Raw genomic sequence first — 22,916 nt, forward strand, 5'->3', positions numbered from 1 at the left:
GGTTTTTCGCCCTCGGGGGGGCTGGGCGGTGGTGCGGGGTCAGCGTCCGAGTTCGTCGACGAGGACGTTCAAAGCCGTTGTGAGAGCATCCCGCTGCTCGCGGTCGAGGCGTTCCATGGCGGCGGCGAAGCGTTGGATGCGGGCCGAGGTGAGGCCGTTGACGAGGTTGTGGCCGGTGGGGGTGGCGGTGAGGAGTTGGGCGCGGCCGTCGCCGGGGTCGGCGGCGCGTTCGAGGTAGCCGGCGCGTTCGAGGCCGGTGACTATGCGCGACATGGTGGGAGCGCTGACGCGTTCGACGGCGGCCAGGTCGCCCAGGCGCAGGGGGCCGGAGCGGGCCAGGGAGGCGAGAGCGGAGGCCGCGCCGGGGGAGAGGGCGCCGGAGTCGCCGGACTGGCGCAGCATGCGGAGGAGACGGCCGATGGTCAGGTAGAGGTCGGCGGCCTCGCTGAGGTCGGTGGTGACGACGTCGGCACTCGAGCGCTCGGACAGCGCGGCCTCCTCGGTCGGACGGCGAAATCGATGATCATCATAGTCGCGCCCGACCCGCGGGCGATTACCAGCCCGCGGGGATCGGGGCGGGTCAGCGCGTGGTGAAGAGGTTGAGTTTGTAGGTGGACACCGGCGGGGCCCAGCCGAATGCCTTGATCCCGTAGCGATACCGCGCGGGCCAGGTGCGGGCGACGGCGGATTGCGGAGTGGCGAAGGTGCGGGATTCGCGCAGCCGCAGTCCGCAGGGCTCCAAGGTGGCGGGGTCGTCGCAGGTCCATCGCATGCGGGCGGATACGGCCCGAAACACCGGATTGCGGTCCTGGGTCTTCATCATGGCCGGGCCGCCGGTGTCGAAGGCGACGGGGGTATTCGGGAATGCCTCGGCGAACCGCCGCAGCAGCGCGTGCACCCGTTCGGCGTCGAAGTAGAGCAGCACCGCCTCGCTGAGCAGGAAGACCGGTTCGCCGCCCGCGCGGACCCGGTCGTACCAGTCGGTGTCGAAGATGGATCCGGAGAGCATGGTGTAGCGGTCGCGGTCGTCGAAGAACTTGCGCCGCAGGGCCATGGTGTCGTCGAGGTCGAGGTCGAACCAGCGGACCGTGCCGTTGTCGAGGCGGTCGAAGCGGGTGGACAGGCCACAGCCGAGATCCACCACCGTCCCGTGCGGATGTTCGCGCAGGAACGCCCGCACATACTCGTCGAAGATCGACGCCCGCAGCACCGAACCCGACAGCGACGGTCCGCGGAATCTGGTGAAGTCGTAGTCGATTGCCGCCACGAGTTCGACGGCCTTGCGGTCGCCGAGGATCGAGGGGTTCCGCGCCGCATCGCACGCGCGTCCGTACAGCGGAATAAGCAGCGTTTCCTGGATCTCGCCCAGTGTCACCGGTTCACCCATCGCACCACGATAACTTAGGGTCACCTAATTCGGTGTGGTACGCCGGTTCACCGCGCGTCGAGCACTCGCTTCAGGAAGTCGGTCCGGTCAGCGGAAGAATTTCGCGTGTTCGAGTGCCCACTCGGCATAGCTGAGCGGGTGACGCCCGATGATCTCCGAGACCGACGGCGATTGCTCGAGGGTCCACGCGATGAGGTCTTCGAGGTGGGTGGCGTACTCCTCGAGGGCGTAGAGGGTGACATCGATGGCGCGGTCGGGCCAGCCGCGGTCGCGCCAGACGGCGCGGCTCTCGTCGGGAGTGAGCTCGGTGGTGACGATGTCGCGGCCGAGGGCATTGGCGATGAAGCGGATTCGGGACAGGGTGCTGATGGGCATGCCCACGGCCTCGATGGTCATGCCCAGATAGTCGTCGGTGCGCAGGGCCGCCGCGGCGACGGCGGCCAGGTCGTCCTCGTGGATGAACGGGTAGTGGCCGGTATTCAGGAAGGCTTCGCGCACAACGCCTTCCGCGCGGATGGTGTCGGCCCAGTCCGAACCCGTGGCGGGATAGGCGCCTTCCAGGACCGAGCCCATGACGGCCGAGGGCCGGATGTGGGTCCAGCCGATACCGGAACGTTCGACGGCCTTCTCGATGGCCGACCAGAACCAGGTGTCGGGCGGGTCGGCCGCCTCGTACTCGGGTCCGTGCGAGGACAGCAGGACGAGCTGGCCGACGTGCGCGGTGCGGGCCAGGGCGAGCGCGTCGTCGAGGGTGGCCGGATCGACTCCGGTGAGGAAGACGGCGTCGACGCCGGTGAACGCGTCCCAGATCTCCAGGGGTCGGGTGATCGATCCCGGGATCAGTTCGACCGGGTCCGGCCAATCGCGCAATTGGTCGGACTCGGCGACGATGCGGACACGCTCACCGGCGTCGAGCAGTTGCCGCGCGAGACTGCGCGCGATGACACCGTAGGGGCCGCAACCCTCGTCCTTGCGTACGGCCCCGACGGTCAGCAGATGCAACCGTCCGGGCTCGACAACGATTCCGCCCATGGCAAATACCTCCGTGGCGTAGCAACGGTGATCTTGCGCCTACTGCGAGGTTGCGGATCCGACCGCAGAGATACTAGCCGAAGCCGGGCGCGGGCGACTCACCCCTCGGTCGCGGCGGTCTCCGCGAGGTAGAAGGGCAGCCGGTCGAAGATGAAGCGACTCTGCGTGATTCGCCCGTTCTCTACCCGGATCAGCTCCGCGCCGGGCGCCGAGGGCACCGGAATCGAGGAAGTGTCGTACATGATCAGTGCGGTGGTGTCGTCACCGAAGGCGGCCAGCGGTTCGACACCGGTGACGGTATCGGCGAACGGTTCCAGGAACGCCCGGAAGGCGTCCGCGCCCCGAATCCGGCCCGCGGGCGTGTCGCAGACGATGTCGGCCGCGATGTAGGTCATGGCCTTGTCCATATCGTGCCCGGTCCACGCGTCGAAGTAGGCGCGGGCCAGGTCGAGGGCGGGGCCGGTGTGCTGGTTCATATCGGTCACCTCGTGGTCGAGTGGAAACTGTCGATGGAATGGACACCGGCCGTCGCCGAAACGGACCGGTGCCAGAATGGCGAGGTGACCGAGGCCCTCACGGCAGCCCGCGCCGGCGACGAGCGGGCGTTTCGCGAACTGACCGAACCGTACCGGCGGGAATTGCAGCTGCACTGCTACCGACTGCTCGGTTCGCTCCAGGACGCCGAGGACGCCCTCCAGGAGACCATGGTGGCGGCATGGCGCGGGCTGGGGGAGTTCGAGCAGCGGTCCTCGGTGCGCACCTGGTTGTACCGGATCGCCACCAACCGGTGCCTGAACACGCTGCGCACCGCGCGGCGGCATCCCGTCGAACCGCTGCCCTTCGAGGTGCCCGAGCCACCCGCGCGCGACGCCGTCGGCTGGTTGCGGCCCTATCCGGACGCCCTGCTCGCCGCCGATCCCGCGATCCGCTATCAACACCGGGAATCGGTGGAGCTGGCCTTCATCGCCGCACTCCAGCAGCTGCCGCCGCGGCAGGCGGCCGTGCTGGTGCTGCGCGAAGTGCTGGAATTCTCCGGGGCGGAGGCGGCCGAACTGCTGGGCACCAGTCCGACCGCGGTGAAGGCGGCGCTCCAGCGCGCCCGGGAGACCCTGGAGTCGGTGCGGCGCGGACCCGCGGGATCGGCTCCCGCACCGGGGTCGTCGGCCGAACGTGCGTTGACCCGGCGCTTCACCGAAGCCTTCACCGATCGCGACGTGGACGCCGTCGTCGAACTGCTGACCGACGACGCCTGGCTGACCATGCCGCCCTGGCCGCACGCCTACCGGGGGCGCGCCGCGATCGGCGAATTCCTCCGGCACGTCCCGGCGTTCCGGCACCACCACCCGGTGCGCCTGGTCGCCGTCCGGGCCAATACGCAGCCCGCCGTCGCCTGCTACTCCCTGCTTCCGGACGCAACGGAGTTCCGCGCGACCGGAATGCTGGTGCTCGCCCTCGAAGCGAACGGCATCGCGGCACTGACACATTTCCCACCCGCGGACGTCTTTCCATACTTCGGGCTCCCTGTCTCATGGAGTGATGGCAGCGCGGCGGCGGAGGGTCGCGACTTCCGGTAACGACTTGTCGGAGTGCCCGGGGTGGACTGAGACGGGCTGGGCTATCTGACAATTCGACGCCAAGCTTCCCCAGACAGCTGACGGCGGAGTTAGCGTGCCGCCCTACAGAGGTCGACCGCGCGGCGGGCTGGCAGGGCCGCACACGGAGACCGGCGGCCACCCACGGGGAGTACCAGCTCATGAGGTTCCGGAAATCCGCGATTCGAACGATTCTGACCGCGTCGGTGGGGATGTCGCTCGCGCCGTTCGCCCCGCCCGGACCGGCCTGGGCCGCGCCCGCCACGACCGATCACTGCGGCGGCTGGACGGTCGGCACCGTGGCGTCGGGGTACGGCATGCTGGAGAGCCTCGCGTTCGACGGACGCGGGCGGCTGCTGCTGTCGGAACAGTCGGTCACCGGGACCGGCGGGGCGGTGCGGGAACTCACCGCGGACGGTCGGCGCGCAACCTTCGTCGGCGATATCGACGGCGTCGGGGAGTTGAGCGTCGTCGGCGACACCCTCTACTACACGACCGGACTGAGTCTCCAGTCCAAGTTCGCCGCCGAACCCGGCGGCATCGAGGCGGTGGATCTCGACACCGGCACGCGCCGCAGCGTCGCGGGCGGACTCGACATGCCGAACGGGCTGGCACTGCTGCCCGACGGCGACTTCGTGGTCACCAGCGATATGGGAGCCGACACCCGCATGACGCGGGTGCGTGCCGGGGTGGACGTGGGGCCGTTCTCGTCGGCGGTCACCTCCACCAACGGCCTGGCCTACGATCCGCGGCGGCATCGGCTGTTCGTATCCAGCACCTTCGACCCGGTCACCGTGATCGCGATGGTGGACCCGGATCGCCCGGAGGCGGCGATCACCATAGAACTGCCCGGGCTGGGCCCGCTCAACGCCGCCGACGGCGTGGCGGTGGGACCGGACGGGTTCGTCTATGTCACTTACAGTCTGGGCGGCAAAGTGATCCGGGTGGATCCGGACCGCGCCCGCTGGTGCACCGTGGCGGACGGCCTGCCGCTGTCGACGAGTGTCCGATTCGGCTCCGGTCCCGGTTGGGACCCCGGCTCACTGTACGTCACCAGCTATCTGGGCACTGTGACGCGGCTGACACCACACTGAGTACACGCTCGCGTTTTCCCGCGTATATGTGCGCTGATTTACATTGCGCGTCAGCACAGTTCACACAACCTGTGTGATTCATCGTGGCACTGTGCCCTACTCGTGAGTACTATCGGGCTATCGCCGGAGATTAACTGTGGTGTAACGCCTTTCAAACGCGCTGCACCTGGTCGGTTACCGGAGAACGATCGGGAGAGCAGGGTACCCGACGGGCGTGGGGCTCACGCCCGCCTTTCCCATCGCGGGTTCGATGATGAACCGGGCTGGGGTGACTAGTCCCCTTATGCCGCAAGCCATCTCGGTGCTGTCACACGTCTGACCGCACCGGATTCCGCTGATGCGCGCTCACGAGGCGACGCTTCGCGCTACGGACGCCGGGCAATGGAGCTCCAGGCATGCAAGTGTGCCGTGGCAGTCGCATGAATCGAGCTATCGATACATCGATTGTGCTGTCGCGCACCATTTTTCACGTGGGGATAGGTCTCGATGAGTGTGGACCCGACGGTATTGGAGCGAGTCCGGGAGCTGTTCCGCAGGCGTTTGAACGCGCCCGCGCTGGAGCTGGACCGACCGCTGCTCGAGTACGGACTCGATTCGGTCCGTTCGACCGAGTTGGTGATCGAACTCGAGGAGTTGTTCGGCATCGACATACCCGATGCGGATGCCGCCACCCTGCGCACGGCCCGCCAAGTGGCCGAATACGTCGCGGTCGAGCTGCGAAAAGCGAGCTGAGCATGGCCGATCCGAGTGATGTCTACGGCCGCTACGCCCGGCCCGAGATAGCCCGGCTGCTGCGGGCCTTCCACCTCGACGCCGACTATCGCGAGGCCGAGTTCGACATGCTGGTGCCCGCCACGCTGGGTGGTGGCGGCGGCTTTGCCGACCGCGCGGTACTCGATCTCGTAGGCGGGCACGGGGCCGGACTGTTCGGCCACAACCATCCCGCCTTGATCCGCGCGGCGGAGACGGCACTGCGGGCACGGCGGCCGTTCGCGGTGCAGGGCAGTGTGCGAGCCAGCGCCGCCCGATTGAGCGCGCGACTGTCCGACCTGGTCGGGGCATCGACGGGGGCCGAGTACGTCGTCACGCTGGCGTCCACGGGCGCCGAGGCGGTGGAGGCCGCCGCGAAGCACGCCGCCCTGGAACGGTACCGGCGGCTGTCGGCCGTGCAGGCGGAGCTGGAGCGGACCCTGCGCCGCGCCCGGCGGGACGGCCTGGCCGGGCGACCGCTCCCGGCGCCGTGGGACGGGTCGGTGGAATCCCTTCTCACACAGTCGATCACCAATGTCTCGACGCTGCGCGAACGCGCCCCGCTGTTCGCCGCCCCGACGCGGTCCTTCCACGGGAAGACCGCCGCGGCGGCGGTGCTCACCGACCGGGCGCCCGGCGACGGCCGCCCGCTGTTCGGACCCGAGGTGGTCCGGCTGGAAACCGGCTCCGCGAACACCCTCGAGCGGGTGCTGGACGGCGAACGGATCACGTTCTGCGACATATCCTTCGGCCCGTCCGGTGAACCGGTGCCGACCGTCCGGTACGCGTCCCGGCTGGCGGCGTGCTTCGCCGAACCCGTACAGGGCGAGGGCGGCGTGCACGAGTTGGGCGACGACGTGCTGCGCGCCGTGCGCGCCCTGGCCGATCGCCACCACGCCGCCCTGGTCTTCGACGAGATCCAGAGCGGTATGGGCCGCACCGGCACCTTCCTGGCCGCCGAGCCCTCCGGCGTGCACGCCGACTACTACCTGCTGTCCAAGGCGCTGGGCGGCGGCCTGGCCAAGGTCTCGGCGCTGCTGGTGCGGCGCGACCGCTATCTGCCCGAGTTCGGCAGACAGCACACCTCGACCTTCGCGGAGGACGACTACTCGTCCGAGATCGCCTGCACAGCATTGGATCTCATTCCCGAATTGCTGCCGCGCATCACCGCCGCCGGCACCCGGCTGCGCGATCGGCTGCGCGCGCTGGCCGCCCGCCGCCCGGACGTGATCGCCGGGGTGCGCGGTCGCGGGCTGCTGTTGGCACTGGAGCTGCGACCGCCCCGGCCGACCTCGGCCGTGCTGCGCGAGTTCCTGGACGAGGAATGGTTCGGGTATCTGGTCGCCGGATATCTCCTGCACCGGCACGGCATTCGGGTGCTGCCGACCCTGTCCGCCCCCGCCACGCTGCGGGTGCAGCCGTCGGCGTATCTCGGGGCCGCCGATATCGACCGCATCGTGGCTGCCTTCGAGACCGTGGCCGACCTGCTGCACCGCGGGGCCTACCCGGACCTGCTCGACCATCTCACCCGGCCCGCGGCCAACCCCACACCGCTGCCCGCGCGCGCACCCGATCCCGAACGCCGCCGTCCCGAGCCCGCCGCCCCGCTCGACGGCCCACCGCGCGTCGCCTTCCTCGCCAATCTGGAACGCCCCGGGGATCTGCGGCGGCTGGCACCGGAGCTGGCCGAATGGTCCGACTATCAGTGCGAAGCCCTGCTCGAGCGGCTGCGCGGCGTGCTGCGGCCCTTCGAGGTGACCCGGCAACGCATCCAATCGGTGTCGGGGGCCGAGGTCGAGGTGTCGATGATCGCCGTGCCGTTCTCGGCACAGCAAGCCGTCACGTTCCAGCGCGACGGCGAGGGCGCATGGCTGCGGGATGTGGTGCTCGACGCGGTGGATCTCGCCGTCACCGCGGGGGCGGACGTGATCGGCCTGGGCGGCTACACCTCGATCGTCACCGACGCCGCCCGCGCCGTCGTGGAGGACACCGCCCGCATCACCTCGGGCAATTCGCTCACCGCCGCGTGCGCCTACGAACTCATGTGCCGGGAGCTGGCGGCGCTGCCCGCCGGGGAACGCCGCGTCGCCGTGGTCGGAGCCATCGGCAATATCGGCGCGGTCATGGCGGAACTGCTGCTCCCGCATGTCGATTCGCTGGTGCTGGTCGGTCGGCGGGGCTCCGCGCGGCGGCTGCGGACCGTCGCGGAGCGGCTCGGCGATCCGGACCGGGTGACGGTGCGCGAGGAGATGACCGCACTGCGCGACTGCCGCCTGATCGTCACCGCCACGAACGCGGCCACCCCCGTGATCACGGCGGACCAGCTGGGCACCGACCACCCGGTGCTGGTCTACGACCTCGCGGTCCCGGGCGATGTGGATCCGGGTGCCGCCGCGCTGCCGGGGGTCACCGTGCTGTCCGGCGGCCGGATGCGCCTGCCGGACGGTCAGGTGCCCGATTTCCCGGGGCTCGAGCTGCCGCCGGGCACCCTCTACGCCTGTATGGCCGAGACCATCGCCCTCGGCCTCGAACCGGGTACGCCGAGCCCGTCCTACGGCGCGCTCTCCGTCGCCGGGGTGCGGGCCGCCGCCGACCTGGCGCGGCGGCAGCGGATCGTGCCCGCACCGCTCACCCCGCGAGGAGTCGCCATGACCGTTCCCATGCTGTTGGGCGCGCCCGGCTTCCGAGCCGAGGCCGCCGGTGGCAAGGCCGCCACCCTGCACGAACTCACCGCCGCCGGATTCCCGGTGCCGCCGGGCTTCGTGATTCCCGGCGACACCGATCCGGATCTGCTGACCGATGCCGAGCTGGACGCGCTCGTCGCGGCCGTCGGCGGCTACCCGGTGGCCGTGCGCTCCAGCGGGGTGCTCGAAGACCTCGACGACGCCAGCTTCGCCGGACAGTACGAGACCTACCTCGAGATCGGCGATCGGGACGCGCTGCGCCGCCGCATCGCCGACTGCCGGGCCTCGGCACACAACGACCGGGTGCGCGGCTACCTGGAACGGCGCGGGTTCGACCCGGCTCGGGCGCGGGTGGCGGTTCTGGTGCAGCGCATGGTCGAATCCCGCACCGCCGGTGTGGGATTCACCATCGACCCGATCACCGGCAAGGAGGAGCACGCGGTCGTGGAGTGCTGTGCCGGACTGGGGGAGCGGCTGGTGTCCGGGCACGTGACACCGCTGCGACTCACGGTCCGGCTCGCCGACGGCACGGTGGCGCAGCGGAGCGAGGGCGACGAACCGGTGCTGCTGGACGACGACGAGATCGCCGAGCTGACCCGGATGCTGTTGCGGGTCCAGGCATTCCGGCATCGACCGCAGGACGTGGAGTGGGCGGTCGGTACGGACGGACGGCTGTGGCTGCTGCAATCGCGGGCCGTCACCGCCATCGCCTGGCGCACCGATATCGACCAGCTCACCGACGCCGACTTCCGCGACGGCGGCGTCTCCGCACGCGTCTGCACCCCGCTCATGTTCTCGCTGTACGAGAACGCCTTCCAGGCGTCCATGCAGCGATTCTTCACCCGGCTCGGGCTGCTCGACGACGAACCGGCCTGGATGGCCATGCACTACGGCCGCGCCTACTGGAATGTGGCCGCGGTGAAACGGGCCTATTCGGGCGTGCCCGGCTACGACGAGCGCATCTTCGACGCCGATCTCGGCGTGAACGTGGACTACGGGCCGGACGGGCCGGACCGGACGCCCACGAACGCGCTGACGGTGGCGCGCGCGGTGCCGACCGCACTGGCACTGCGGCGGCTCACCACCGGGCAACTGGTGGAGGTGGAACGGTTCGCCGCGAGCTGGGAGGCCAAGTACGCCCGCTGGCGGGAGCGCGCGGCGCGGCTGCCGAGCGTGGACACCACGACCTTCACCGCCGAACTGGTGGACTGCCTGCTCTCGTTCCACGCCACCACCGAACGCGCCTATTTCACCACCATCTACCACAACACCACCGTCCAATCGGACTTCAAGACGCTGCTCGGCAAAATCGACGACGCCACCGGCGGCAGCACCCAGGTGCTGGCGCTGATCGGCGGGCTGGCCGAGGTGAGCCATATGGCCATGCAGCGCGGCATCGTCGGGCTGTACCGGGTGGCGGTTGCCGAGGGCCTGGACGGGGACCCGTGGCGGCGGGCGTTGCGGGAGTTCCTGGACGAGCACGGTTTCCACGCCGACAGGGAACTGGATATCACCTGCCCGCGCTGGTCCGAGGAGCCCGCGCGGGTGCGGGACATGATCGCGTCGATGCTCGCGGCCGGGACCCCGCCCGCCGATCCCGAGCGGGCGCTCACCGAGCAGCGGGCCCGCTTCGACGCCGAGATCGCAGCCGTGCGGGCGCGGGTGCGCGCCGACCCCCGTACCCGGGTCCGCTTCTCGCGCAGCCTGGACCGACAGCTGGCGCTGGCACGTCGGTACCTGGTGGCGCGTGAGCTCATGCGGGACTTCTCCTCCCGCTGCTACGCCATCGTGCGCGCCTACGTGGTCGAGGCCGGGGCACGCCTGCACGCCGCCGGAGCCCTCGCCGACCCGGCCGATGTGTACATGCTCGACGTCCACGAGATCGCCGATCTGGCACAGGGTTTCCGCGGCGGTGACGAACTGGCGGCGGCGGTCCGCTACCGGCGGGCCATGTACGACGGCTACCGGGATCTGACGCCGCCGCACGAACTCGGCCCCGGTGTGACGGTCTCCCGACCCGAATCCGGCGACGGCGTGCTCACCGGGCTGGGATGCAGTGCGGGCGTGGTGGAAGGCCCCGCGCGGGTCATCGCGTCGCTCGCCGAGATCGCCGATCTGCGTCCGGGTGACATTCTCGTCACCCGTTTCACCGACCCCGGTTGGACTCCGGCACTGGGTCTGGTGATCGGGGTCGTGACCGAGGTCGGCGGTCTGCTCTCGCATGCCGCCGTCATCGGCCGCGAATACGGCATCCCGGCCGTGCTCAATGTTTCCGGCGCCACCACCGCCATTCGCTCCGGGCAGCGGCTCCGGATCGACGGCGGCGCGGGCACCGTCACCCTGCTCGACACCGTCGAGCCCGAGCGGGTCACGGATCTCGTGCCCGCCGCCCCGCGTCCCGTAGCGGCGCTACCCGATCCGGGGTCGACATCCACTACGTCTCGCGCACGATCAGGAGGCGCTCTCATGACCGATCGAACCCACCCCGACCGCCCGGCGGTCCGGACGCTGTCGCCGCGCAAACGCATGATCTGCATTGCCGGTGGCGACGGCTCCGGCAAGACCACCCAGGTGGCGCGGCTGGCGAGCGTCTTCGAATCGCAGGGGCAGACGGTGGCGGCGGTGACCATCTGGGACGCCTTCCTGGACCCCGCGGTGGCGTCCAAGCTGCCGTTCGACCGACCCGACGCCATCTACGGCTACCTGAAGGTGCTCACCCCGCTCAGCCGCACCCACTTCCTGTACCACGCCATGCAGTTGGCGCTCGATCTCGCCGCGCGGCGCGGTCCGGACGTCGTGCTCATGAACTCGTACTGGTACAAGTACTTCGCCACCGAGGTGGCGCACGGCGGCGATCCGGCCGTCCTGCGCGCGCTGGCATCCGGATTCCCGGAACCCGACCTCACTTTCCACCTGCGCATCAGCCCCCGGGACGCGTTGGCGCGCAAGCGCAAACGCAGCGACTACGAGAGCGGCTACGGCGACGAGCACGAATTCCTCGAGTTCCAGCAGCGCAGCCACGACGCCCTCGCGGGGCTGTCGGCCGAACTCGGCTGGACCGAGCTGGACGGCACCGCCCCGGCCGGTGACATCACCACCACCATTCTCGAGCAGTTGCGGAGCACCGAGCAGTGAACGACGAACCCACCCGCCGCATCGCCCTGGTCGGCATCGACGGCTGCGGCAAATCCTCGGTCCTGGCGCGACTGCGCGAGCTGGCCCCGCGCGACCGCGGCTTCGCCAGTATGACCTGCCCGGACTTCCACAACACCGCCGACGCGCCACTGCATCGGCTCTCGCGCCAGCTCAAGGCTTTCAGTGACGGCAGCGACGAGATCGGCAGCCTGGAGTGCAAGGCCATCGCGCTGTACCTGCAGATGACCCTGTTCGGACCCGTCGAGCGGTTCTTCGTGGACACCTTCGCGCCGGGCGTGCTGGTGTGCGAGCGGCATCCGCTCGTCGAAACGCTGGTCTACGGACCGTTCTATGTACTGCTCGCCGATCTGGACACCGATCCGCGCGACCGCGAGGCGCAGGTGCGCGAGGTGCTGGACCGGCACGCACCCGGCACCCTCGACGATATCCGCGAGTGGCACGCCCGTGAGGCGGCTCGGCTCGGCACCGACCCCGACATCTGGAACCTGTTGGGCGAGGTGTCGAAACTGGTTCAGCTGGAACCGGATTCGGCGGTGCCGGCGTTCGCGCAGCGGTGCCGCACCAGCCTGCCGGATGCGGTGCTGTGGCTCGACGTGCCGCCCGAGCAGGCCGCCGCGCGTTGCGCCGCCCGGGTGGGCGAGGGCACGCGGGAATCCCACGAGACCCCGGAACTGCTGGCGGAACTGCGCAAGGGCTACCAGCGCGCTCAGCAGCTCCTGCCCGCGGCCTTTCCGGGCCTGCGTTTCCACCGCGTCGACACCGCCGACGGCGTCGATCTCGAGGAATCGGTACGCGTCTGCGTCGAGGAAGGACGGCTGTTCGCATGACATCGACACAGGATTCGGTCGCGGCCCGGGTGCGCGCCATCGTGGCCGAGGCGCTCTGGGTGGCGGCCGACGATCTGGAGGGCGGCAAACCGCTCGTCGACTACGGATTGGACTCGCCGACCTCCATCGATCTCACCATGCGGCTGGAGGACGCCTTCGGGATCACCATTCCCGATGCCGTGGCGGCCCGGCTGGACACGGTGGACCGCATCGCCGAGCACGTCCGGGAGAGCATCCGATGACCCTCACCGCCGCCGCGCCCACCGCGCTGCATCCGCGACATCCGAGTATCGTGCACGCCCTGCTCGACCATCTCGACAGCGACAACCGCACGGCCCGAGTCGTTTTCGTAGCGACGCCGGGCGAAGCCGAGGTATTGGACTACGCCGCGCTCGCCCGCGCGGCCCGGCGCAGCGCCGCCGCCCTGGCGGAATACGGTGTGCGCCCGGGCGATCGGGTCGTGCTGTGCCTGCCCACCGGTACCGCGTTCATCACCGCGTTCTTCGGGGCGCAGCTGTTGGGTGCGATTCCGGTGGCGGTCGCGCCGCCGAGCGGCTTCGGCGGCCGCGGCCTGTTCGTGGACAAGTTCGCCGGGCTGGTCACATATCTGGCTCCCGCCGCGCTGGTGGCCGCGCCCGATGTGATCGACGCGCTGGCCGCGCACCGGCCCACCGGGGCGATCGTCGTGAACGGCCCGGACCTGCACGCGCGCGCGGTGACCGCGGGCGCGCCGGAGGCCGAGCCGCGGCTGCCCGACGGCTCCGATCCGGCGTTCATCCAGTGCACTTCGGGTTCCACCGGCGTCCCGAAGGGCGTCGTGATCACCCACGCCAATCTCGCCGCCAACTGCGAGCAGATCACCCGGGTGTGCGGACTGGGGCCCGGCGACAACTGGGCCGGTTGGCTGCCGCTCAACCACGATATGGGACTCATCGGCGGCACCCTGACACCCCTGTTCGCCGGGGCGGGCGCGGTGCTCATGCCGCCCAACCGCTTCCTGCGCGCACCGGCCGAATGGCTGCGCAATGTCAGCGACTACGGCGGAACCGTCGCCGCCGCACCGAATTTCGGCTACGGCTATGCCGCGCTGCGGGCGCGCGACGAGGATCTCGACGGCGTCGACCTGTCGCGCTGGCGGTTCCTGTTCTGCGGGGCGGAGCCGATCCAGGCCGAGACCCTGCGCCTGTTCACCGACCGCTTCGCGGCGTGGGGGCTGCCCTGCGACGCGGTGGTGCCCTGTTACGGCATGGCCGAGGCGTCGCTGGCGATCACCGTGAACCGGCCGCGTGCGAGACTGCGCGTGGATACCGTCTCCCGGGACCGGCTGGCGACCGAGGCCCGCGTGGTCGACGTGCCCGCTGACGCCCCGGACGCGGTGCGGGTGGTGGACTGCGGTCCGGCGGTGCCCGGCACCGAGATCCGCATCGTGGACGAGCGTGGCATGCCCTGCCCCGACAATGTGCTCGGCGCGGTGCAGTTCCGCGGGCCGTCCCGCACGCCGGGCTACTTCGAACTGCCCGACGCCACGGCGGAGTGCGTGCTCGACGGGGACTGGTGGGACACCGGCGATCTGGGCTACCTGCGCGACGGCGGACTGCGCATCACCGGCCGCCGCAAGGACCTGATCATCATTCGCGGGGCCAACTACTTCCCGTCCGATTTCGAACAGGCCGCGCAGACCGTGCCCGGTGTCCGGCTGGGCGGGGTGGCGGCGGTCGGATACCGCACGGCCGACGCGCATTCCGACGGTCTGCACCTGATCGTGGAGACCGAGGTGGACGCCCCCGAACAGGACGCGCTGCGGCTGGCGGTCCGTTCGGCCGTCAGCTCCCGCACCGGCGTGCTGGCCGACGCCGTGCACCTGGTGCCGCCGCGCGCGCTGCCCAAGACCACCAGCGGCAAGATCCAGCGCGCGGCCGCCCGCGCGCGGTTCGTCGCCACCGAGGAGGCCCGGTGACCGCGCTGCTCACCCGGGACACCGGCCGCCGCCTGCCCGGACCGTCCTACCGCAATCCGCTGGGCGCGTACCTCGACTACCGGCGCGATCCGCTCACGCTGTTCTACGAGCAGGCGTACGCGCACGGCGGCAGCGTGCGCATCCGGCTCGCCCACGAGCAGCTGTACCTGCTGGTCGAACCCGAACACATTCGGCAGGTCATGATGACCAATGCCGACAACTACCGCAAAGGCATCAGCTATACCAGCCTGAACCATCTGCTCGGCCCCGGCCTGCTGGTGAGCGAGGGCGAACTGTGGCAGCGGCAGCGAGCGCTGATCAAACCGGTCTTCAACCGCCGCCACGTCCTCGACGAGGTGCCGCTCATGGTGGAGTGCGGGCAGCGCATGACCGCGCGGCTGGACCGCTACGCCGAGACCGGCGAGATCGTGGACCTGGTGCCGGAGGTGCTGGGCTTCGCCGCCGATGTGGTGTGCCGCGCGGTGCTGGGCGCGGACGTGGACGACGTGCTGCCGCAGATCGAGGACGATGTGCGCCACGGCGTGGACTGGGTCATGCGGCATATGGCGGCACCCGTCCCGGTGCCGCCGTCGGTGCCCACCCCGGCCAATCGCGCATTCCGGCAGGTGCTTTCGCGGCTGCACCGGGTGGTCGACGAGGTCATCGCCGGGCATCGCACCGGCGGCGGGTCGGGCAGCCTCCTGGATCGGCTGCTGAGCGCGCGCGACGACGGCGGACACGCCATGGACGACACCCAGCTGCGCCACGAGGTGCTGACCTTCCTGCTCGCCGGGCACGAGACCACCGGCGGAGCCATCGCCTGGACCGTGTACGAGCTGTGCCGCAATCGCACGGTGCTGCGCGATGTGGTGGACGAGATCGACGGACGGCTGGCGGGCGGCCCGCCGACCGCCGATGATCTCACCGCGCTCGATCTCACCGGCCGCGCGCTCGACGAGGCCATGCGGCTGCATCCGCCCGCCTGGGCCTTCAGCCGCACCCCCGTCGCGGCCGACAGCTTCGACCGGTTCGACCTGCCCGCCGGGTCGATCGTCGTGATCAGCCCGTTCGTGAATCAGCGGCTCCCGCGGTTCTGGACCGCGCCACTGGTATTCGATCCCGACCGCTTCCTCCCGGCCGCGGCCAAGGACCGGTCGCCGTTCCACTACTTCCCGTTCGGCTGGGGCCCGCACCTGTGCGTGGGCCGACATCTGGCGCTCGTCGAAGCCCGGGCGGGGCTGGCCATGCTGCTGTCCCGCTACGGCATAGAACTCGCGGGCGGGATGCGCGTGCGGGAGAACCCGCAGATCTCCAATCTCCCCGATCCCGTACTGGTGCGGCTGCGCCGCCGCCCGACCGGAGGTGCCCTGTGACCGCCGCCGACCTGGCCGCCGTCGCCGACGCGACCGCCGCCGCCCGACTGGACCCGGCCCTCATCGGCCACAAGGCCGCCAAGCTGGCCTGGCTGCACCGGCACGGCTATCGGGTGCCGGACTTCTGCGTGCTCACCGCACCGGCCTGCGCCCGCATTCTCGAACCGGTACGCGACGAGCTGGCCGCGCTGCTCGGCGCGCTCGACGCCGATGATCCGAAGTCGTTGCGCGACACCGCCGATGCCATCGCGGCGCTGGTGACCGCGCTCTCCTTGCCCGATGATCTCGCCACCGAGCTGCACCGGCGACTCACCGAGCTCGGCGGGCGGGGCCGGCTGGCGGTGCGGTCGTCGGTGCGGGGCGAGGACTCGGCCACCGACTCCTTCGCCGGACAGCTCGACACCCTGCTCAATGTCGCGCCCGAGGCGGTACCGGACGCCGTGCTGGCCTGCCTGGCGTCGGCGTACTCGCAGCGCGCGCTGTTCTATCGCGCGCGGCGCGGACTGGGCAATGCCGTCGCCGCGACCGCCGTCATCGTGCAGACACTGGTCGACAGTGCCACCGCCGGAGTGGTGTTCAGCTGCAATCCGCGCAATGGCGATCCGGGCGAGGCCGTCGTGTCGGCAGGCCTGGGGCTGGGGGAGGGCGTGGTCTCCGGAACCGTGGACTGCGACACGTATTTCGTGGACACCCGCGCCCGCGCCGTCACCGCCCGCGCTGTCGGCGAGAAGACCAGCGCGGTCCTGCCGACCGCCGACGGCACCGCGGTCACCGCCGTGCCACCGGTCACCACCGCGGCCCTCACCGACGCCCAGGTGCTCGAACTGACCGGGCTGGCGGTGGAGCTGGCGGAGCGGCTGGACGCACCGCAGGACGTGGAATGGGCCATCGACCGCGCGGGCCGCATCCACCTGCTGCAAACGCGGCCGGTCACCGCGACCGGCGCGCAGGAGACCATCTTCGACAACGTCAATGTGGCCGAGTCCTATCCGGGCGTCTCCAGTCCGCTGACCTTCTCCATCGTGCGACTGGCCTACGAGCAGGTCTTCCGGGTCTGCCATCGCGATTTCGGCGCGCGGGCCGAGACCGTGCGCGCCGGCGCGGCCGATCTGTACCCGTATCTGGTGGGCACCTGGCACGGCCGGATCTACTACAACATCAGCAACTGGTATCGGCTGTTCCTCCGGATTCCCGGCCTGGACTTCGCCATCGAGGGCTGGGAGGCCGCACTCGGCATCGAGAACCGCTACCGGCGGCCCGCACCCGCGGCGGGCGGGTGGGCACGTGCCCGCGCCCTGCTGCTGCGCGCTCGGGTCGTGCTGATCCTGCTGCTCGGCTGGTTCCGGCTGCCGCGCCGCCTGGCGCACTTCTTCGCTGAACTCGACCGGTTCCGCGCCGATCTCGATCACCGCCTCGACCCGGCCACCCCGGAGCGGGAGCGCGCACCGCACGAACTGCTGGCCTGGCTCGACCGCGTGATCAGCGATCTGGTACCCGCCTACGCGGTGCAGATCTTCAACGACTTCATCGCCCAGCAGCTGTTCCACGCGCTCGGAAAACTGTTGCAGGACAGTGGCGTCGACAATCCCGACACCCTGCGCAACGAGCTGTTCTGCGGTGAGGAGGGCGTGGACAGCGTCGAACCGGTGCGATCGGCGCTGGCGTTGGCCGCCCGCGCGGCCGCCGATCCCGCCCTGCGCGCGCTGATCGACAGCGACCGGGATCCGGCGCGGGTGTGGGCGCGGTTGCAGGACGACGCCCACACCGAGTTCCGGACGGCATACCGCGCGCATCTGGCGGCCTACGGCGATCGCACCGTGGATGAGCTGAAGCTGGAGACCGACTCGCTGGAACAGCATCCCGAGAAGTTGATTCCGGTGTTGCGCAACTACATTCGCCGCGAAATCGACTTCCGGACCATGACGGCCGAGGAGCGCCGCATCCGCCGGGAGGCGGAGGCCCGGCTGCGCCGCGCCCTGCGCGGACGCCCGCTGCGGTGGCTGCTCGTGCGCCTGGTACTGGCGCAGGCCCGTGCCACGGTGAAGCAGCGCGAGAATATGCGCCTGGGACGCAGCCGCTGCTTCGGCATGGTCAAGCGGGTGTTCCGATTGCTGGGGACGCAACTGCACGAGGCCGGGCTGCTCGACGATCCGCGCGACGTCTTCTATCTCACTTACGAGGAGATCGCCGCCCTCACCCGCGGCACCTCCGTCACCGCCCAGCCGCGCGAACTGGTGGCCGCCCGCAAGCGCGACCACGAGAGCTGGCGGGCGGAGACGGTACCCTCACGCATCGTCACCGCCGGGATCGCGGCCGCGCACACGCCCGAACCGGATTTCCTCGCCTTCGACGACGCGGCCGTCCTCACCGGAATCGGCTGTGCGCCCGGCCGCGTGCAGGCACCGGCGCTGGTACTGCCCGAACCCGACACCGCCGCCGTCACCGACGGCCGGGTGCTGGTGGCCGCCACCACCGATCCGGGCTGGGTGTTCCTCATGGTGGCCGCGGGCGGATTGGTCAGCGAGAAGGGCAGCCTGCTCTCCCACACCGCCATTATCGGCCGGGAACTCGGCATCCCCACCGTGGTCGGCGTGCCGCAGGCGACCCGGCGCATCGCCGACGGCGACACCGTGCTGCTCGACGGCCACGCGGGCACCGTCACCCTCATCGCACGAAAGGGTTCCGCATGACGTCGCTAGACGCGCACGCCGGACATGCCGAGAACTTCAGCCTGGAGCACTATCTCGACACCGACGCCCACTCCTTCGACCAGCGTTTCGAACACTTCCGCCCCTATGTGGACCGGGTGCGCGGCATGGGCTTCGTACTGCGCGAGATCACCGGCCCCGCCGGTCCCGTGGTCCGGACGCGGGATCCGGAGACGGGCGACACCCGCGAGGTGATCATGCTGGGGTCCAACAACTATCTGGGTCTGGCCGACGAACCGGAGATCATCGAGGCCGCGGTGGCCGCCACCCGCAGGTACGGAATCGGCTGCGGCGGACCGCCATTGCTCAATGGCACCACCTCGCTGCACCTCGAGCTCGAGCAGCGGCTCGCGGCGGTGAAGGGCTGCGAAGCGGCCATGCTGTTCTCCTCCGGATTCGCCGCCAATGTCGGCTGGGTGACCGGTCTGCTGCGCACGGGCGACATCCTGATCTACGACGAGCAGAATCACGCCAGCCTCTACGACGGCATCCAACTGGGCCGGGTGCGGTCGATGGCCTTCGACCACAACGACCTCGACCATCTGCGCTACCGGCTCATGCAGGTGCGCTGGCGCAATCCGGGCGCGAATGTGGTGGTCGCCGTGGAGGGCGTGTACTCCATGGACGGCGATATCGCGCCGCTACCCGAAATCCGCTCGCTCTGTGATGATTTCGGCGCGCTGCTGGCCGTGGACGACGCGCACGGGACGGGTGTGCTCGGCGCTCGCGGACACGGCGCGGCCGAACACTTCGGGCTCGACGGCGCGGTCGACATCGCCATGGGCACCTTCTCGAAGGTGTTCGCCACCACCGGCGGATTCGTGGCGGGCAGTACGGCCCTGGTGGATTCGCTGCGCTTCTTCGCCCGCTCCTACATGTTCTCCGCCTCGCTGTCGCCCGCCGTGGTCGCCTCGGTGCTGGCCGGGATCGACTTCATCGAAGCCCATCCGGAACGGGTGGCGGCCCTGCACGCCAATACCGACTACTTCGCGACGGCGCTGCGGCGGCGCGGCTTCGCGGTGGACCCGGTGACGGCCATCGTGCCGGTCATCCTGCCCGCCGCGGTACCGGTCGCCGAGGTGGTCGCCGCGCTGCACCGGGCGGGCGTCTTCGTCAACGGCGTCGAATTCCCGGCGGTGCCCAGGGATCTGCAACGACTGCGGATCTCCATGATGGCCACGCTGAGCACCGAGCACCTGGATGTCGCCGTCGACCGCATCGACGCGGTGGCGCGCCGCTTCGGCTTCCACCCCGACCAGATCGGAGGCTCCCGATGACCGCGGCCCTCATAGCGGCGGGCGGCACACCCGCCGAACGACTGCTGGTCCTCGCCGCCCTGGCCGCGCCCACCGCCGCCGAGCGCGCCCAGCTGCGCGAACTGGCCCACGGGGAGATGGACTGGCCGGAGGTGCTGGACCTGGCGCGGCGCAATGCGACCGTGCCGCTGGTGCAGCATCGGCTCACCGCCGAGGGGCTGTTCGACCGAGTGCCGCTGGCGAGCGCGTTCCAGGCCGTCTCCGATGACATCGCCCTGGCCAATGAACGGCGGCTGGTGGGAGCCGTGGAACTGCTGCGGCGGTTCGACGCGGCCGGAATCCGCTGCGTCGTGCTCAAGGGAATGCTCTTCGCGTCCGAGGTCTACGCCGACGCGCACTACAAGCGCATGAACGATCTCGACATCCTGCTCGATATCGCGCAGATCGACGCCGCCATCGAGATCTACCGGGAGCTCGGCATGTTCAGCGTCTCGGAACTGCTGGGCAAGGAACCCACGGTGCGCCAGCGGCGTTCGCACCATCTGCCGTCGTTCGTCTCCCGCGACGGCGCGCTGGTGGTGGGCACCCACTGGGGGCTCATCACCCCCCTCGCGCCGTACACCATCGACTACGACGCCATCTGGAAACGGGTGCGGCCCATCGATTTCCACGGCGTACCCGCCTGGGCCATGGCGCACGAGGACAACCTGCACCACCTGTGCGTCCACCTGCCGTACTACAAGACCGGGGTGCGTGAACTCGCCGATATCTGGAATCTGGTGCGCTACGCGGGCGACGACCTGGACTACGGCCTGGTGCGGGAGGCGGTCACCGCCGCCGGATCGCACAATCTCGTCTATCACGCGCTGTCGCTCACCCAGCGGCTCGTGCCGGATGAGCGGATCGCGGCCCTGGTGGCGTGGGCGCGGCCGCACGCCGACCGCTTCCACCGCTACGACGTGGAGCGCAAGACCCGCGACATCCACACGCTGTTGCGCAGCCGGTCCACGCACACCGCCACCATCGAGAAGGCGTACCTGGAGTTCAACGCCACCCAGGCCCTGGGGGAGAAGGCGGCCCGCTTCGGTGCGCTGTGGCGCAATCTGCTGCTCGTCCCCGGCGACGAGGCGGCGCGCATGAGTTCGTTGCGCACCGACCGCCCGCTGTCGCGGGCCGGGGCGCGGCTGGCCGCACCCTACCGGCTCACCCGAGTGTTCCAGCGCGATCTGGGCCGGTGGCTGTTTCCGGCCGCGCTGGCCAAGACCGTCGCGGACCTCGGGGTCAGCGCCGCGCGCACGGTGCGCGGATCCACCGGCGACACCGTCGATCTGGCCGCCTTCGCCGCCCGGGTGGGCATGACCCCCGCACAGTTGCGGGCGGTCGCGGACAGTCAGGAGTGAGCATGCCGCTACCGGGACGCCCGGGGGTGACCACGGTGCTGTGGGATCTGGACGGCACCCTGGTCGAACTGCGGCAGCGCACCTTCGGAACGCTCATGCCGCTGGTGGCCGCCGCCGCGTTCCGGGATGTGCTGCCGCCGCACCGATTCCTGCCCGTGCTGCGCGCCACCCTCGATCAGGTGCGGAACAACGACGGCGAACTCACCAATCACGACCTGCTGGTGCGGTCGCTCGCCGCGCGTGCGGCCATCCCGGTAGCCGAGGCCGACCGGCGATTCCGGGCCCTGGCCGCCAGCGGGTTGCCCCGGCTGCGCCGCTGCTTCCGCCCGGTACCGGCGGCGCGGGTACTGGTGGACCTGCTCGCCGAACGCGGGGTGACGCAGGTGGTGGCGACCAACCCGCTGTGGCCGCGCAGTACCGCCGAGGACAGATTGCGTTGGGGCGGAATCGATCCCGCCGTCTTCGCACACATCTGCAGCGGAGAGACCATGCGCCGGGCCAAACCCCGCGTCGAATACTACGGCGAACTGCTGGAACTGCTCGGCGTCCCGGGACAGCAGTGCGTCATGGTCGGCAACGACCCGGTCAAGGATCCGCCCGCCGCCGCACTCGGCATTCCGGTGTACCTGCTGCACGGCGGCATCGACAACGCACTCGTCACCAGCGGCGACTGGTACCGCCTCGCCGACTGGCTCGGACTACCGGAGGACTCGTGTTTCTCGTCGTGAACCCCACCGCCAAGGGCGGAGCCGCCGCACAGTGGCCGCATGTGCGCCGGGCGCTGCTCGAACGCCGACCCGATATCGACACGGCCACACCGGATTCGGCGGCCGAGGCGGAGAAGGCCGTGCGCGCCGCCGTCGACGCCGGACACGACGCGGTGATCGCCGCGGGTGGGGACGGCACGGTCGGGCTGGTGCTCAACGCGCTCATGGACCCGACGGTCGACCGGCCGCGCGATCCCCGCATCGCCCTGGGCGCCATCGGTCTGGGCAGTTCCAACGACTTCCACAAACCCGCCGCCGCCGACCGGATGCTGGCCGGAGTGCCCGCGCGCATCGACCCCGGGCGGGCCCGCAGCGTGGATGTCGGCAAGGCCACCATGCTGCTGCCGGACGGCACCCGCCGAATCCGCTACTTCCTGCTCAACGCCAGCATGGGGCTGGTCGCGGCGGGCAATCACCACTTCAATACGGCGGGCGGGCTCACCGCGTGGCTCAAACCGCGCACCACCGACGGGGCCATCGCCTACACGGCCCTGCGCACGATCGCCACCTTCGACCCGCTGCGCGTGGATATCCGGGGCGCGGGCCGGCGACGGCACGCACCCGTCACCAACGTGAGCGTGCTGAAATCCGTGCACTTCGCCGGTGGCATGCGTTACGACACCGGTGTCACCGCCGATGACGGCCGGTTCGACGTGAACATCTGGGCGGCGGCGTCCCGGCCCGCCGTGCTGCGCCTCATCGCGGGCCTGTACCGCGGGCGCTTCCGCGATTCCGCCCTGGCGCACTGTGAACGGTCCACGCGGGTGGATCTGCGTCCCGAGCATCCCAGCCCGCTCGAACTCGACGGCGAGATCACCGTCGTCGAGGGCGCGACCCTCGAAGTGCTGCCCCGCGCGCTGCTGGTGTGCGCCTGAACGCCGGGCGTCCGGCCCGGCGCGGCGATTCGCGCCGGGCCATTCGAACAGAAGGAGT

Annotated in this window: 17 protein-coding genes; 13 read left to right on the forward strand and 4 right to left on the reverse strand. The window is 70.5% G+C overall.

Annotation, left to right across the window (positions count from 1 at the left end; all coding sequences use genetic code 11):
• Positions 1–39: 39 nt before the first annotated feature.
• The 4 genes from QMO76_RS13985 to QMO76_RS14000 all read right to left on the reverse strand — a co-directional run bounded on the left by QMO76_RS13985 (position 40) and on the right by QMO76_RS14000 (position 2,895).
• Positions 40–402 (reverse strand): MarR family winged helix-turn-helix transcriptional regulator, encoded by a 363-nt coding sequence (locus tag QMO76_RS13985; protein ID WP_306361704.1) that lies wholly within the window; start codon positions 400–402, stop codon positions 40–42.
• 178 nt (positions 403–580) lie between these two features.
• On the reverse strand, positions 581–1,387 hold the full coding sequence (locus QMO76_RS13990; RefSeq protein WP_306361705.1) for a class I SAM-dependent methyltransferase: 807 nt from the start codon (positions 1,385–1,387) through the stop codon (positions 581–583).
• Positions 1,388–1,474: 87 nt separating this feature from the next.
• Positions 1,475–2,419: an NAD(P)H-binding protein gene (locus QMO76_RS13995; RefSeq protein ID WP_306361706.1), complete on the reverse strand. Its 945-nt coding sequence runs from the start codon at positions 2,417–2,419 to the stop codon at positions 1,475–1,477.
• 98 nt (positions 2,420–2,517) lie between these two features.
• Positions 2,518–2,895, reverse strand: coding sequence for a nuclear transport factor 2 family protein (locus tag QMO76_RS14000; RefSeq protein ID WP_306361707.1), 378 nt, complete (start codon positions 2,893–2,895; stop codon positions 2,518–2,520).
• An 84-nt stretch (positions 2,896–2,979) separates the two neighbouring features.
• Here QMO76_RS14000 and QMO76_RS14005 point away from each other — a divergent pair, with 84 nt between their 5' ends.
• From QMO76_RS14005 to QMO76_RS14065, 13 genes are all read left to right on the forward strand, one after another.
• On the forward strand, positions 2,980–3,993 hold the full coding sequence (locus QMO76_RS14005; RefSeq protein ID WP_306361708.1) for an RNA polymerase subunit sigma-70: 1,014 nt from the start codon (positions 2,980–2,982) through the stop codon (positions 3,991–3,993).
• 179 nt (positions 3,994–4,172) lie between these two features.
• Positions 4,173–5,105 carry an SMP-30/gluconolactonase/LRE family protein gene (locus tag QMO76_RS14010; protein ID WP_306361709.1) on the forward strand — a complete coding sequence of 311 codons (933 nt, stop codon included), beginning with the start codon at positions 4,173–4,175 and terminating at the stop codon, positions 5,103–5,105.
• A gap of 486 nt (positions 5,106–5,591) precedes the next feature.
• Complete coding sequence (locus QMO76_RS14015) at positions 5,592–5,837, forward strand: acyl carrier protein (protein WP_306361710.1); 246 nt, start codon at positions 5,592–5,594, stop codon at positions 5,835–5,837.
• Positions 5,838–5,839: 2 nt separating this feature from the next.
• Complete coding sequence (locus QMO76_RS14020; RefSeq protein WP_306361711.1) at positions 5,840–11,674, forward strand: aminotransferase class III-fold pyridoxal phosphate-dependent enzyme; 5,835 nt, start codon at positions 5,840–5,842, stop codon at positions 11,672–11,674.
• Complete coding sequence (locus QMO76_RS14025; RefSeq protein ID WP_306361712.1) at positions 11,671–12,522, forward strand: hypothetical protein; 852 nt, start codon at positions 11,671–11,673, stop codon at positions 12,520–12,522. The genes QMO76_RS14020 and QMO76_RS14025 overlap by 4 nt, the downstream gene beginning before the upstream one ends.
• The gene (locus QMO76_RS14030) at positions 12,519–12,764 is read left to right on the forward strand and encodes an acyl carrier protein (RefSeq protein WP_306361713.1); all 246 of its coding nucleotides are present in this window, start codon (positions 12,519–12,521) and stop codon (positions 12,762–12,764) included. The genes QMO76_RS14025 and QMO76_RS14030 overlap by 4 nt, the downstream gene beginning before the upstream one ends.
• Entirely contained in the window at positions 12,761–14,479 is a 1,719-nt protein-coding gene (locus QMO76_RS14035; protein WP_306361714.1) for a fatty acyl-AMP ligase, read from the forward strand. The genes QMO76_RS14030 and QMO76_RS14035 overlap by 4 nt, the downstream gene beginning before the upstream one ends.
• Positions 14,476–15,852 (forward strand): cytochrome P450, encoded by a 1,377-nt coding sequence (locus QMO76_RS14040; protein WP_306361715.1) that lies wholly within the window; start codon positions 14,476–14,478, stop codon positions 15,850–15,852. The genes QMO76_RS14035 and QMO76_RS14040 overlap by 4 nt, the downstream gene beginning before the upstream one ends.
• On the forward strand, positions 15,849–18,542 hold the full coding sequence (locus QMO76_RS14045) for a PEP/pyruvate-binding domain-containing protein (RefSeq protein WP_306361716.1): 2,694 nt from the start codon (positions 15,849–15,851) through the stop codon (positions 18,540–18,542). The genes QMO76_RS14040 and QMO76_RS14045 overlap by 4 nt, the downstream gene beginning before the upstream one ends.
• On the forward strand, positions 18,539–19,837 hold the full coding sequence (locus QMO76_RS14050; RefSeq protein WP_306361717.1) for a pyridoxal phosphate-dependent aminotransferase family protein: 1,299 nt from the start codon (positions 18,539–18,541) through the stop codon (positions 19,835–19,837). Before QMO76_RS14045 ends, QMO76_RS14050 begins: the two co-directional genes overlap by 4 nt.
• The gene (locus tag QMO76_RS14055; RefSeq protein ID WP_306361718.1) at positions 19,834–21,216 is read left to right on the forward strand and encodes a nucleotidyltransferase family protein; all 1,383 of its coding nucleotides are present in this window, start codon (positions 19,834–19,836) and stop codon (positions 21,214–21,216) included. The genes QMO76_RS14050 and QMO76_RS14055 overlap by 4 nt, the downstream gene beginning before the upstream one ends.
• Positions 21,217–21,218: 2 nt before the next feature.
• Positions 21,219–21,944: an HAD family hydrolase gene (locus QMO76_RS14060; protein ID WP_306361719.1), complete on the forward strand. Its 726-nt coding sequence runs from the start codon at positions 21,219–21,221 to the stop codon at positions 21,942–21,944.
• A complete protein-coding gene (locus QMO76_RS14065; protein WP_306361720.1) occupies positions 21,929–22,858 on the forward strand; it encodes a diacylglycerol kinase family protein in 930 nt (309 codons plus the stop codon). The genes QMO76_RS14060 and QMO76_RS14065 overlap by 16 nt, the downstream gene beginning before the upstream one ends.
• Positions 22,859–22,916: the final 58 nt, after the last annotated feature.

Source organism: Nocardia sp. CC227C, from assembly GCF_030767025.1.
Classification (GTDB): domain Bacteria; phylum Actinomycetota; class Actinomycetes; order Mycobacteriales; family Mycobacteriaceae; genus Nocardia.